The organism is Qipengyuania algicida, assembly GCF_009828025.1.
GTDB lineage: Bacteria > Pseudomonadota > Alphaproteobacteria > Sphingomonadales > Sphingomonadaceae > Qipengyuania > Qipengyuania algicida.
Window position 1 is genome coordinate 221947 of sequence record NZ_WTYA01000006.1, and the last position, 13500, is coordinate 235446.

Sequence of the window (13500 nt, forward strand, 5' to 3'; positions counted from 1 at the left end):
TCGGGCGCTTGCGCCACCGCCGTTGACCGCCTAAAGGCGCTGGCTTGCGTGTCCTGCACCCATGTGCTGGGGCACATGCCCAGACATCCTTAAGCTAGTCGGAGACGATCGATGGCGAGCGCGCCGCAACCAAGCCTGCCCCTATTTTACAATGATTTGATGCCGCTCAACAGCCGCGATCACGGCAACTGGCGTTCGCGCCCGATTGAAGCGGCCGATTTCCTCAAGGGACAGCATGCGATCCCGCTGACGGTAGACGAATTCGTCCAGGCGCAACGCAGCCTGCCGATCGTGTTCACCACTGGTGAGAATCCTTTGCCGCTGGCGCTGATGGGCCTGAACGAAGGCGTGAACACTTTCGTCGACGACTCCGGCAAGATCAACGATCCGGTATATCTCCCCGCCTATATCCGCCGCTATCCCTATATGCTGGCGAAGCTTAGCGAAGATGCCGACGAACTGTCGTTGTGCTTCGATCCGACCTGCGCAGCCATCGGTGCCTATGACGAGGGCAACAAGCTGTTTGGCGAAGATAGCCAACCGAGCGATCTGACTAAGAGCATCCTTGAGTTCTGCGAGAACTTTGAGCAAGCCGGGCAGCGCACCCAGACTTTCATTAAGGAATTGCAGGAGCACGGGTTGTTGATGGATGGCGAGATTGCCATCAGCACCAACGAAAATCCGGACCAGCCGTTCATCTATCGTGGTTTTCAGATGGTCAATCAGGACAAGCTGCGCGAAGTAAAGGCTGACCAGCTCGAGATCTGGAATACCAGTGGCTTCATGATGCTGGTCCACGCCCATATTTTCTCGCTGGAGCTGATGCGTGACATTTTCGCCCGCCAGGTTGGACAGGGCAAAGGCCCGCAAGCCAACAGCGGCCAGATGCCTGCCATCTGACGCCTGCGACAAACCGAGACAAATTTACGGCGCTCGCGAAGCCATTTTGATGGTTTGCCCAGTTGAAATCTTTCGCAAGTCAGCCCATCTTTGAGTCAGCCGAGCAGCTTCCCTCATGGTTTGCTCGGCGGTGCACGCAAGTGCACTTCCTCCCTGAACCTTGGCCACCTCGTGCGATAAGCGCGGGGTGGTTTTTTATGTGCCAGATTATTCGGCAGCCTGCCTTATGGTATCGCCGTCACCCAGCCGGGCAACCTCATCCGCGAGCGAACGGATAGTTTTGGCGAGCAGCCGCGCAACAGTGCCGAGCCGTGGCCCCGGCCGCTCCAGACGCGCGTCGAGATAGGTCGACCGGCACACCTCAAGCTGCAGCGCGTGAATCCCGCGTTTCGGAGCAGCATGGCAATCGAGCACGTAGCCACCAGCATAGGGCCGATTGTGTGCTATCCTGCGCCCGGCTTCGCCAATCTCGCTCAGAACCAGCGCGGACAGGATCGGATCGCAGGATGCACCGAACCTGTCGCCCAGCACGAATTCGGCTGGCTTGGCGTCGTTCGGACCGGGCCTGAGCGGTGGCATCGAATGCAGGTCGAGCAACAAAGCCGCTCCCCAACGGTCGCGCAAATTTTCCAGTACCTTCGAAAGCGCGCGGTGATACGGTCGGTGGATACCGGCAATGCGCGCATCCAGCTGATCGCGCGGCAATGGCGCTTTCCAAAGTTCCCCGACCCCCGGGAGGCGTCTTGGCACCAGTCCCAAGCCGCTACGCGCACGCCGGTTGGCTAGAGAATTCGTCGGAGTCTTTGTGCCATGCCTTGTGACCATGCCCCAATCGATGTCGTCAGGTGCGCGGTTCAGATCGAGCATTGCACGCGGAGCCTTGGCCATGAGTAATGGCGCACCAGTCAAACGGGCAATTTCCCGTCCCAATGCATCGGCATACCGATCTTCCAGCCGCGGCGCCGTCCATTCCGGCTCCCGCATCGATTCCAGCACCGCCCCTGGATAGGCGCGGCCCGCATGGGGGACGGCAATCAGCAGCGGAAGGCTGTCTGAAAGCTCAAGCGAAAACGCCGGACCATCGCCGCCCGGTATGTCCCCCCGGCTCCTGGGTTCTACATCGCTTTCGTCATCTTGAAGTGGTTCGTGCATCGTTAAAGCCCATGCTGAACGCACCGGGCTCCACTGTCAAAGCGAATGCGCTTTGTGTCCTGTACTGGCTCATTTCGAATGCTTTACAACGCAAGAGATTTTTTAACCGAAATGCGCTAGGGAGCACCTATGACAAATACCTTCCGCGCCCGAATCCTGCTTGCAGAAGATGATGAAGCCATGCGCGCCTACCTTGATCGCGCGCTGACCAATGCCGGTTTCCATGTCGATTCGGTCGATCGCGGGACGGCGGCAATTCCGATGCTGCAGGATAACGAATACGATCTGCTGCTGTCCGACATCGTCATGCCGGAAATGGATGGTATCGAACTGGCTCAGCGCTGTAACGAGATCAGTCCGGCGACCAAGGTAATGTTCATTACAGGTTTCGCTGCAGTAACGCTCAAGGCGAGCCGGGAACAGCCGCAGGCGAAGGTGCTGTCCAAGCCGTTTCACCTGAAGGATCTGGTCCTCGAGGTCGAGCGCGTACTCGACGATCGACTGTCCGCTTCACTTTAGGCATACAGGACTTGCACGGGTCAAGGCTGGTCGCTAAAGGGCGAGCCTGACCAGTTTGAATGGGCAATTCGATGGTGCGGGCGTATAGCTCAGTGGTAGAGCACTATGTTGACATCGTAGGGGTCGCAAGTTCAATCCTTGCTACGCCCACCATCAGTTTATGAAGGCCCGCCAATGCGCGGGCCTTTTGCTTGTTCGGCCCCTCCCTTGCGTAGGTGACTTGCTCTGCTAAAGCCGCGCCAAACGCAGACGAGAGCACAGGACAACCATGCAGAAAATCAAGGTAGCCAACCCCGTCGTCGAACTCGATGGCGATGAAATGACCCGGATCATCTGGGAATGGATCCGCGAGCGACTGATCCTTCCCTATCTCGACGTCGATCTCAAATATTACGACCTGTCGATCCAGAAGCGCGACGAGACCGACGACCAGATCACCGTCGATGCCGCCAATGCCATCAAGGAATACGGCGTTGGCGTCAAATGCGCGACCATCACTCCCGATGAAGCGCGCGTGGAGGAATTCAGCCTCAAGAAGATGTGGCGTAGCCCTAACGGCACGATCCGCAACATTCTGGGCGGTGTGGTCTTCCGCGAACCGATCGTGATCGACAATGTACCGCGCCTGGTGCCCGGCTGGACCGATCCGATTGTGGTCGGCCGTCACGCGTTCGGCGACCAGTATCGCGCCACCGACACACTGATCCCGGGTGCTGGCAAGCTGCGCCTCGTGTTCGAAGGGGAAGACGGCAAGAACATCGATCTCGACGTGTTCGAATTCCAGTCCAGCGGCGTCGCCATGGCGATGTACAATCTCGACGATTCGATTCGCGATTTCGCCCGCGCCAGCTTCAACTACGGTCTCGATCGCAAGTGGCCGGTGTACCTCAGCACCAAGAATACGATCCTCAAGGCCTATGACGGGCGCTTCAAGGACCTGTTTCAGGAAGTGTTCGACGCCGAATTCAAGGATCAGTTCGAGAAGGTCGGCATCCATTACGAACACCGCCTGATCGACGACATGGTCGCCGCCGCGCTCAAGTGGAACGGAAAGTTCGTCTGGGCCTGCAAGAATTACGACGGCGACGTCCAGTCCGACATCGTGGCGCAGGGCTTCGGCAGCCTGGGCCTGATGACCAGCGTCCTGCTCAGCCCCGACGGCAAGACCGTGGAAGCCGAGGCTGCACACGGGACCGTCACCCGCCACTATCGCCAGCACGAACAGGGCAAGGCGACCAGCACTAACCCGATCGCCAGCATCTTCGCTTGGACGCGCGGCCTGATGTATCGCGGCAAGTTCGACAACACGCCCGATGTGGTGAAATTTGCCGAAACGCTGGAAAGGGTCTGCGTCAAGACGGTCGAAAGCGGCCAGATGACCAAGGATTTGGCGCTGCTGATCGGTCCGAACCAGAACTGGCTGACCACCGAGCAGTTCTTCGAGGCAATCGTGAACAACCTCGAAAGGGAAATGGCCAGTTGGGCTTGACCTGCTCGCCCTGAAGGATGGTTTCATGGCCCCGCCCGTCCTAGCGACGCGGCGGGGCTTTTGATTCCGGCACGATGGTGACGCAGATGCGTTGCTCGCGTAGCAACAATCACTGATGCACAGAAGGAGTCGTCCCATCGCAACGAAGACCAAGGCCCGGCTGGAAGTTCGACAGGCAAAACTGAAAGATGTGCGCGCGATCGCCGATCTGATACGTCGCGTGTATACCGAACTGCCACCTTACACTCACGGAGAATTGCGCGGCCAGCTGAACAATTACCCTGAGGGCTGCTTTGTCGCAAAGCTGGACGGCAAGCTCGTCGGCTATTGCGCCACCATGCGGCTCGACGAGCATGTCGCCATGGCCGACAGCAGTTGGGAAACGATCACCGGAAACGGCTTCGGCAGCCGGCACGACCCGACCGGTGACTGGCTCTACGGCTATGAGATGTGTGTCGATCCCGATGTACGCGGAACGCGGATCGGGCGTCGCCTATATGAGGAACGTCGCGCGCTGGCCGAACGCCTCGACCTCACGGGAATTGTCTTCGGCGGCCGGATGCCGGGATATGCCCGGGCGCTGCGCCGCAAGACTAATCGCGCCGAAAGCCCGCAGGATTATCTGCAGATGGTCCTCGACAACAAGATCCACGATCCGGTGCTGCGTTTTCAGCTGGCCAACGGATTCGAACCTCAGGGCATCATCTCGAACTATCTGCCCGAGGACAAGCAATCCAAGGCGTTCGCGGTGCGGATGGTGTGGCGCAATCCCTATGTCGACAGCGATGCCCCGCCCAAGCATCGCCTGCCCCGCGATGTCGAAAGCGTGCGGATCGCGACCTGCCAGTTGCAGGCACGCGCGGTGAGCGGGTTCGACGAATTCATGCGCCATGTCGAATATTTCGTCGACGTCGCATCCGATTACGAATCGGATTTCATCGTCTTCCCGGAAATGTTCACCCTGATGCTGCTGTCCGCCGAGGAGCGCGAGCTCAGCCCGCTTGAAGCGATCGAAACGCTCAGCCGTTACACGCCCAAGATTCGAAAACGCCTTTCCGAAATGGCGCTCAGCTACAACATCAACATCATCGGAGGATCGCACCCGACACGAATGGACGATGGCGACATCCATAACGTGGCCTATGTGTGCCTGCGGGACGGTTCGATCCACGCGCAGGAGAAGATCCATCCGACCCCAAACGAGGCATATTGGTGGAACATCAAGGGGGGCGACAGTATTGACGCCATCCCCACCGATTGCGGTCCTATAGGGGTGCTGATCTGTTACGACAGCGAATTTCCCGAACTCGCCCGCCGATTGGTAGATGAAGGGGCGCGAATCATCTTCATCCCCTTCTGCACCGACAGCCGACAGGGCTACATGCGCGTACGTTATTGCGCGCAGGCGCGCGCGGTGGAAAACCAATGCTTCACCGTGCTGTCCGGCAATGTCGGCAATCTGCCCAATGTCGCCAATATGGACATCCAATATGCACAAAGCTGCATCCTGACGCCGTGCGATTTCCCGTTCGCGCGCGACGGAATCGCCGCCGAAGCGAGCGAGAATGTCGAGACGCTGACCATCAGTGACGTGAATCTGGCAGATCTGTCATGGGCACGCGCGGAGGGAACGGTCCAGAACCTCGCGGACCGACGTTTCGATCTCTATCGCATCGAGTGGGACAAACGCGTGGGTTCCGCCCCAACCCATATCTGGGAAGAGCGTAGCAATAGCGACAGCCCCGCTCCGCATGGTCGCCCAACACCTGGCGGCGGGTGAACCGCGCAGAATTCGTCCCGTCGTCTAGGCGGCGGGACTTTCGAGACGCACAGGATCGAAGCCCAGTCCGATAATCCTTCCCGGAATGCGCCGGAGCATTGGCACCGCGTTTAAAACGCGCAGCGGCAATGGCGGCCTCTTGAACGGCTCGCTCCGCATGAGCACCGGCTCGACCACCCTACTTTGCGCAAACTGCTGCAAGCCTTGCATTCTCCTCACCGCACGCCGGCGGCGGTGCTGGACCTCGCCGAGCACCGGATCGGGATTTTCGCCCCGCGCGAGTGGTCCAGCAAGGACATTCGCCGCCATGACCGCATCCTGCACGGCGACGTTGATCCCCACCCCCCCGATCGGGCTCATCGCGTGGGCGGCGTCGCCAATCGCTAGCAGACCCGGCCGGTGCCAACGCGTCAGGCGGTCAAGGGCAACGTCCAGCAGTTTGACCTTGTCCCAATCATCGATCCCGGCAATCGACCGCTCCAGATGGGGGAGCAGATCGCGCAGCCCATCTCGAAACGCTGCGATGCCCTGCTCTCGCACCGCATCGGCCTGGCCTTTGCGAAATACGTAAGCGCATTGGAAATAGCTGCTGCGATCGATCATCACGAGGAACTTGCCGGGCTTTATGACACCGAAACTGTCCCCACTTTGGTTAACGTCCGTCTTTTCCAGCCGGAACCAGAACACATCCATCGGTGCCCCGAGCACCTCCAGCGGCAGTTCGGCCTGTTCGCGCAGAATCGACCGCCGCCCGTCGCAGGCGATCACCAGCCGCGCGGGCAAGTCTTCGCCATCGGCGGTTTTCACCATGTCGACGCGTCTCGTCTCGTCGTAACCCAGCCCGGTCGCCTCGCATTCCATGCGCAGCGCAAAATGCGGATAGCGTGACGCCTTTTCCGCGACAAAATCCAGCAAGTCCCATTGTGGCATCATTGCGATATAGCTCGCAGCGACCGGCAACCCTTTGAAGTTCGCTACCTTCATCTCGCGTCCGGCGATGCGCACAGCGATCTCGTCGATCCGACTGTGATCGATCTCCAGCAGTTCATGGAGCAGTCCAAGCTGGTGAAATATCTCCAGCGTCGAAGGATGGACGGTGTCGCCCCGGAAATCGCGCAGGAAATCCTTGTGCTTTTCCAGCACCGTTACCGGCACCCCGGCGCGCGCTAGCAGTAAGCCGATCATCATGCCTGCTGGCCCACCACCTACAATGATGACGTCGTTATCTTCCAATGCCTGCTCGCCTCGACGGCCAAGCGTCGATATAGCGCATTATAATGACTGAGGGAATTGAACCGACATCGATGCTGTCCGACGCGCTGGTGATACTCGGCGCGGCCGGACTGGTTATCCCGCTTTTCGCGCGGTTTCGAATAACGCCGGTTATCGGGTTTATTCTGATCGGCGTTGCGGTCGGCCCGTTCGGACTTGGTCGTCTTGTGCCCGAAGTGCCTTGGCTTGGCTACGTAACGATCGCGCATGCCGAAGCGTTGGAGCCCTTCGCTGAATTCGGAATCGTGCTGTTGCTGTTCGGAATCGGCCTGGAACTTTCGTTCAAGCGTCTCGCGGCAATGCGATCGCTCATTTTCCGAATGGGGCCGATGGAGCTATTCGGCAGCGCCGCGCTGATCGCGCTCGGCCTTATGGCGCTTGGCAATTCGCCACCCACTGCACTCGCGCTGGGGCTTGCCTTGTCGCTATCTTCGACTGCGCTGGTGCTGCGCATCGTGCGTGCCGACACCCAAGTCGGACGGACTGCCCTGGGCACATTGCTGTTCGAAGACATCGCTATCGTCCCGATTATCTTCCTGCTCGGCGCGATGGGACGCGGAGACCAGACCACCGACCTCCACACCTTCTTGACAACGCTGGGAACTGGCGCACTGGTCGTGGCCGTGCTGATCCTGTTCGGACGGACCTTGCTACCCTATCTTTTCGCCCAAGCAGCGCGAACCAAAAGTTCCGAAATCTTCCTTGCGGCCAGCCTGCTGGTGGTCATCGCCGCTTCGCTCGCCACCGCCGCTGTAGGTTTGTCGCCAATAGTCGGCGCGCTGGTCGCCGGGCTGATGATCGCAGAGACCGAGTTTCACGGCGAAGTCGAGGGGATGATCGATCCCTTCAAGGGGCTCGCGCTCGGTGTGTTCCTCATCACCATCGGGATGAGCCTCAACCTTGAGGTGTTGTGGCAACGTACCTGGGATATTTCGGTGGCGCTGGCGCTGGTACTGGTAATCAAAGCGGCTGTGACCAGCGCAATCCTGCGTTTGGGCGGCTTGCGAACCGCACCGGCGATCGAAGCAGGGGTCCTGCTAGCGAGCCCTTCGGAAACCACTTTGATCGTGTTGACGAGTGCAGTGAGCGTCAACCTTATCAATCCCGACGCAGCCCAATTCTGGCAGATCGTCACTGCGCTTGGCCTGACGATAACGCCACTGCTCGCACGGCTGGGCCGCAAGGTTGCCAGCAGGATAAGTTCGGGCGACGACGGCATGATCGATGATGGCGACGGCCCACGTGTCATCATTGTCGGTGCCGGCCGCGTCGGGCGGCTGGTGGCCGATATGCTGGTCACACATGAGCGCAGCTATGTGGCGGTCGATGCCGATGCCGACCTGACCGAACGCGCAAGACGGATGGGCTACCTCGCGATTTTCGGTGATGCAGGCCGCGCGGACGTGCTGCGGCGGTTGGGTGTAGAACGTGCACCGGCGGTGGTGTTGACCATGGACCAGCCGGTGCTCGCCGAGCGGCTCGTAGCCAAATTAAGAGATGAATTTCCCGAGCTGCTGATAGTCGCTCGGGCACGCGATGTCGCACACGCCGCAAGCCTCTATCGCGCCGGTGCCAGCCATGCCGTGCCCGAAACGCTCGAAGCCTCGCTGCAATTGTCCGAGGCCGTGCTGACCGATATCGGCGTCGCCATGGGTCCGGTTATCGCCTCGATCCACGAAAAGCGCGATGAGTTTCGCGTAGAAATCGAACGCGAAGGCGCGCTCGACTATCGGCCGAAATTGCGCACCGGGCCGACAGGCGATTGAGATGGTTTGAACTTTACCACGCCCCGGGCGTTGAATCGGCAAAGGAGAAAGCAATGAGCAATCCCGACCCGACCAAACCGACGCCCAACGATGAAAAGTTCAAGCCTCAAAACGTGGCCGATCCAAAGGCTACCGTAAATCCGCCTACAGCAGACGGCGATAATCCCGCTGACACGGACGGCAAGAACGTGGCACGCGGCAGTGAACCAGAGACGCGCAATTCCAGCAATTCACGGTAATTCGGTCAGGCGGCGCCTGCCTTAAGCTCAGCCTTCACCGCATCGATCGCGGTAACGGCCTTGTCACCGTCCGGCCCACCACCTTGCGCCATGTCCGGGCGACCGCCGCCGCCCTTACCGCCAAGTGCAGCGACGCCCGCTTTCACGAGGTCCACTGCACTGAAGCGGTCCGTCAGATCGTCAGTCACCGCTACCGCAAACGCAGCCTTTCCATCGTTGACTGCGCAGATCGCGGCAACGCCACTGCCGAGGCGCTTCTTTGCCTCATCCAGAAGGGGACGCAGTTCGCGCGCTTCGAGCCCTTCGATCACCTGACCTGAGAATGCGACGCCGCCGATGCTCTCATCGCTCGAACCGGCACCATCGGAAGATGTGCTCCCGCCGCCCAAAGCGAGTGCACGCTTGGTTTCGGCCAACTCCTTCTCAAGCCTTTTACGATCCTCGACCAGCGCTTCGACACGCGCAGTGGCCTCCTCTGGCGAGCTGCGCAAAGCTCCTGCTATCGCCCGTAGTGCTTCATCGCGAGCGACCAGCCACCGCCTTGCCGCTTCGCCGGTCAATGCCTCGATCCGGCGCACGCCGCTTGAAACCGCACTTTCGGAAACGATCTTGAACAAGCCGATATCGCCCGTCGCGCGAACGTGTGTCCCACCACACAATTCGACCGAATAATTACGGCCGCCACCTTCCTTGCGTCCCATTGACAGTACGCGGACTTCATCGCCGTATTTCTCGCCGAATAGAGCCAACGCGCCTGCAGCGACTGCGTCGTCAGGCGTCATCAACCGTGTCGAGACCTGTTCGTTCGCGCGAATCTCGGCATTCACCTCAGCCTCGATCGCCGCAATGTCTTCCTCGCTCAGCGGCTTTGGGTGCGAGAAGTCGAAGCGGAACCGATCCTGTGCAACCAGCGAACCCTTTTGCGTCACATGCTCGCCGAGCCTGTGGCGCAGCGCCGCGTGGACCAGGTGCGTTGCCGAATGGTTCGCACGGATTCGGTCACGCCGCTCGACGTCGATTTCGAGATGGACATTGTCGCCCAGCTTCACCGAGCCCTTGGCGATACGGCCCTTATGGGCATGGAGCCGCCCGAGAGGCTTGGCGGTCGTTTCCACCACGAACTCAAGCCCTTCCGGCGTCCAGATACGCCCGGCATCTCCAGTCTGGCCCCCGCTCTCGGCATAAAACGGTGTCTGATTGGTCAGAAGGACGAGGGCATCGCCTTCCCCAGCTTCTGAGACTTCCGCGCCGTCCTTAACCAACGCAACCACACAGGCCTCGCCGGTGGTGGCGGTATAGCCGGTGAATTCCGTTGAGCCTTCGCGCTCGGCGATATCGAACCAAACTTCTTCCGATGCCGCCTCGCCCGAACCTTTCCACGCCGCACGTGCCGCTGCCTTCTGTTCTTCCATCGCAGCATCGAAGCCGGCACGGTCGACCTTGAGCCCGCGTGTACGCAAGGCATCCTCGGTAAGATCGTAGGGAAACCCATAGGTGTCGTAGAGCCGGAATGCGGTTTCTCCAGCCAAAGTGCCGCCCTCAGCCAGATCGCCGGTAGCCTCGTCGAGTAGCCGAAGACCTTTGTCGAGCGTACGCCGGAATTGCGCTTCCTCTCGATCGAGCACATCCTCGATCAACGCTTCGCCACGCGACAGCTCGGGATACGCCTGCCCCATCTCGGTGATCAGAGCGGGCACAAGACGATGCATCAGCGGCTTGTCAGCGCCCAAAAGGTGCGCGTGACGCATCGCCCGCCGCATAATCCGGCGCAATACGTAGCCGCGGCCTTCGTTTGACGGCAGCACACCGTCGGCAAGCAGAAAGCTGGTCGAGCGTAGATGATCGGCAATCACGCGATGGCTCGCCCGATGCGCGTCGTCTGCGGGCACACCCGTGAGATGCACCGACGCTGCGATCAATGCTTTAAATGTATCCGTATCGTAATTGTCGGTGACGCCCTGCATCACCGCAGCGATGCGTTCGAGGCCCATGCCGGTGTCGATCGAGGGTTTGGGCAGATCGGCGACGATCTCGTCATTCGCCTGTTCGAACTGCATGAACACGAGGTTCCATATCTCGACGAAACGATCGCCGTCTTCCTCGGGCGATCCGGGAGGGCCGCCCCAGATATGATCGCCATGATCGTAGAAGATCTCAGAGCAAGGCCCGCACGGACCATCGGAGCCCATGGCCCAGAAATTGTCCTTGGTGGGAATGCGGATGATTTTATCGTCGGCAAAACCCGTGATTTTCTTCCACAGGTCGAACGCCTCGTCATCGGTGTGATAGACCGTGACCAGCAAACGCTTGGGGTCGAGCCCCCATTCCTTCGTCAGCAGGTTCCAGGCGTTCGTAATCGCCTGTTCCTTGAAATAATCCCCGAAGCTGAAATTGCCCAGCATCTCGAAGAATGTGTGATGCCGCGCGGTATAGCCGACGTTGTCGAGATCATTGTGCTTTCCGCCTGCGCGGACGCATTTTTGCGCGCTGGTGGCGCGCGGTGCGGGCGGAGTTTCAAGGCCGGTAAAGGCGTTCTTGAACGGCACCATGCCCGCGTTGACGAACATCAGCGTCGGATCGCTGAAGGGGACCAGCGGCGCAGAAGGCACCACGCGATGGTCCATTCCTGCGAAATAGTCGAGAAAGCTGCGCCGGATATCGTTTGTAGACGTCATGCCAGTGCAGTTAGGCAATGCCGCCGACGCCGACAAGCGCGGATTATGTGGACACAGTAATCTGCATTATGCGCGGGCAGACACGATCCAGGCAGCGGCGGGTATCGCGACCGCTGCTCCGACGCGATAGCGTTCGAGCACTTCGGCGAGCCGCTCTATTGTCGCATGGCGAGCAGCGTCGCCAAGCGCAGCAATAGGCATGGCAGTCGGACCAACACGCGTCAGATAGTCGCAAGCATCGGCCACAGGATCCTCGCCCGCGCCGAATACCATGCGATAATCAATCGAATCGAATGTGATTTCCTTCCAGCCTGCGTCACCAAGAATGGCCGCGACGCGATCGCGATTGCCGAAAGCGAACGGACCCGGCTCCTCCAGATTGACCGGAGGTGCAGGCGGGTCGGGCAAGGCCGACAGCGTCGCCGCGTCCCATTCGTTTTCGCTCCTGGCGCGAAAACACGAAAAGGTCAGTCTTGTTTCAGGGCCAGAGTGGTTGCGCAGATGAGCGAAGGCAACTTCCGGCTCGGCAAAGAACATGACCCCATGTCGCGAAACGAGGCGCTGCGAAGGATGCCCGGTCGTGCCAGTAGCGGCATCGCCCTGGACGAATGCCAGATTGCCAAACGTCCGACCACGTTCTCGAGCCACTTCCAGCAACTCAGATGAAATATCGAGGCCGGTGATCCGTCGGTCGGGATGCGCCTCAGCCAAAGCGCAACTGATTTCGCCGGCTCCGCAACCGATATCGAGCGCGCTGTCGTAATCATCGGCTTCGATGGCCTGGAGGAGGCGCGGCGTAAGCTCGCGGAAACTGCGGTCGGTGCGGCGCCATTCATGAGCCCAGATCGTACCGACACGACCAGTCCAATCGCGGTGATCGGTCATCGCTCTACCAGCCGAAATAAGGGCCGCCACGTTCACGGGCGCGCTGCCAGGCGGGACGGGCATGGATCGCTTCGACAAAGGCGGAAAGCTTTGGCGCTCGCTCCGAAAAGCCCTGCATCACCGCAATTTCAGCCGGAAAGCTCATCAGTACGTCTGCAGCACTCCAATCATCCCCAACAAAATGCAGGGATTGGTTCAGTCCGGCCTCGGCGAAGTCAATATGGGCAGCGAGCTGTTCATCGATACGCGGCGCAAGCGGTTCCGCCGCTTCCCCCAGCCGCGCGGCATAGAGCTTGAGCATCACCGGTACGAAGAACGAGCTTTCACCGAACTGCATCCACTCCAGATGAGCGATGTGGTCATCGCTGGACGGGTCGGGCAACCAAGTCCCGCCGCCGTGTCTCTCGCACAGGTACTGGATGATGGCCCCACTCTCGCTGACCATTTTTCCTGCGTCTTCGATGACCGGAGACTTCCCCAAAGGATGGACCGACTTGAGCTCCGGCGGCGCGAGATTGGTCTCAGCATCGCGTTTGTAAGGCACGACATCGTACTCGACGCCCAACTCCTCCAAAAGCCAGAGAATACGCTGCGATCGGGAGTTGTTAAGGTGGTGGACGGTTACGGGCATTACGCTCTCCGGATTGACGCTGCGGCTACGCTATACGAATCTCCATACGACAGCCAGCAATCCCGCGGGCTCTGTGGGCAGTTCTCGCAAACGGCAACTGACACCGAAAAGCCGACGCGGCTGGGGCAAGAGGCAGCCCCGGCGCGCGTCGGCTTTCCTGGTTATCGGAAACGCTGTGGGACAGCCGCCAAT

General features: G+C 60.0%; 11 protein-coding genes and 1 tRNA gene. 7 read left to right on the top strand and 5 right to left on the bottom strand.

The genetic code is table 11. From position 1 onward, the window contains the following. Positions 1-111 precede the first annotated feature (111 nt). Positions 112-900, top strand: coding sequence for a SapC family protein (locus GRI58_RS09645; protein WP_160753381.1), 789 nt, complete (start codon positions 112-114; stop codon positions 898-900). A gap of 207 nt (positions 901-1107) precedes the next feature. Here the strand turns inward: GRI58_RS09645 and GRI58_RS09650 are convergent, their stop codons facing one another. Then, complete coding sequence (locus GRI58_RS09650; protein ID WP_160753382.1) at positions 1108-2052, bottom strand: N-formylglutamate amidohydrolase; 945 nt, start codon at positions 2050-2052, stop codon at positions 1108-1110. Positions 2053-2181: 129 nt separating this feature from the next. On the opposite strand from GRI58_RS09650, the gene cpdR reads away from it, so the two are divergent. From cpdR to GRI58_RS09670, 4 genes are all read left to right on the top strand, one after another. Then, a complete protein-coding gene (cpdR, locus tag GRI58_RS09655; RefSeq protein WP_160753383.1) occupies positions 2182-2571 on the top strand; it encodes a cell cycle two-component system response regulator CpdR in 390 nt (129 codons plus the stop codon). Positions 2572-2649: 78 nt separating this feature from the next. Then, positions 2650-2724, top strand: a tRNA-Val gene (locus tag GRI58_RS09660). A gap of 115 nt (positions 2725-2839) precedes the next feature. Next, entirely contained in the window at positions 2840-4060 is a 1221-nt protein-coding gene (locus tag GRI58_RS09665) for an NADP-dependent isocitrate dehydrogenase (protein ID WP_160753384.1), read from the top strand. A 136-nt stretch (positions 4061-4196) separates the two neighbouring features. Next, positions 4197-5840, top strand: a complete 1644-nt coding sequence (locus GRI58_RS09670; protein WP_160753420.1) for a GNAT family N-acetyltransferase — start codon at positions 4197-4199, stop codon at positions 5838-5840. Between the two features lie 24 nt (positions 5841-5864). Here the strand turns inward: GRI58_RS09670 and GRI58_RS09675 are convergent, their stop codons facing one another. Beyond that, entirely contained in the window at positions 5865-7073 is a 1209-nt protein-coding gene (locus tag GRI58_RS09675) for an FAD-dependent oxidoreductase (RefSeq protein WP_160753385.1), read from the bottom strand. A gap of 44 nt (positions 7074-7117) precedes the next feature. Here GRI58_RS09675 and GRI58_RS09680 point away from each other — a divergent pair, with 44 nt between their 5' ends. Both GRI58_RS09680 and GRI58_RS09685 read left to right on the top strand, forming a co-directional pair. Continuing rightward, entirely contained in the window at positions 7118-8878 is a 1761-nt protein-coding gene (locus GRI58_RS09680) for a cation:proton antiporter domain-containing protein (RefSeq protein WP_160753386.1), read from the top strand. A 53-nt stretch (positions 8879-8931) separates the two neighbouring features. Beyond that, positions 8932-9117: a hypothetical protein gene (locus GRI58_RS09685; protein WP_160753387.1), complete on the top strand. Its 186-nt coding sequence runs from the start codon at positions 8932-8934 to the stop codon at positions 9115-9117. Positions 9118-9122: 5 nt separating this feature from the next. Here GRI58_RS09685 and alaS read toward each other — a convergent pair whose 3' ends face one another. The 3 genes from alaS to GRI58_RS09700 all read right to left on the bottom strand — a co-directional run bounded on the left by alaS (position 9123) and on the right by GRI58_RS09700 (position 13308). Continuing rightward, on the bottom strand, positions 9123-11792 hold the full coding sequence (alaS, locus tag GRI58_RS09690; RefSeq protein ID WP_160753388.1) for an alanine--tRNA ligase: 2670 nt from the start codon (positions 11790-11792) through the stop codon (positions 9123-9125). Between the two features lie 66 nt (positions 11793-11858). Next, on the bottom strand, positions 11859-12677 hold the full coding sequence (locus tag GRI58_RS09695; protein WP_160753389.1) for a class I SAM-dependent methyltransferase: 819 nt from the start codon (positions 12675-12677) through the stop codon (positions 11859-11861). Between the two features lie 4 nt (positions 12678-12681). Further along, on the bottom strand, positions 12682-13308 hold the full coding sequence (locus GRI58_RS09700) for a glutathione S-transferase family protein (RefSeq protein WP_160753390.1): 627 nt from the start codon (positions 13306-13308) through the stop codon (positions 12682-12684). Positions 13309-13500 lie beyond the last annotated feature (192 nt).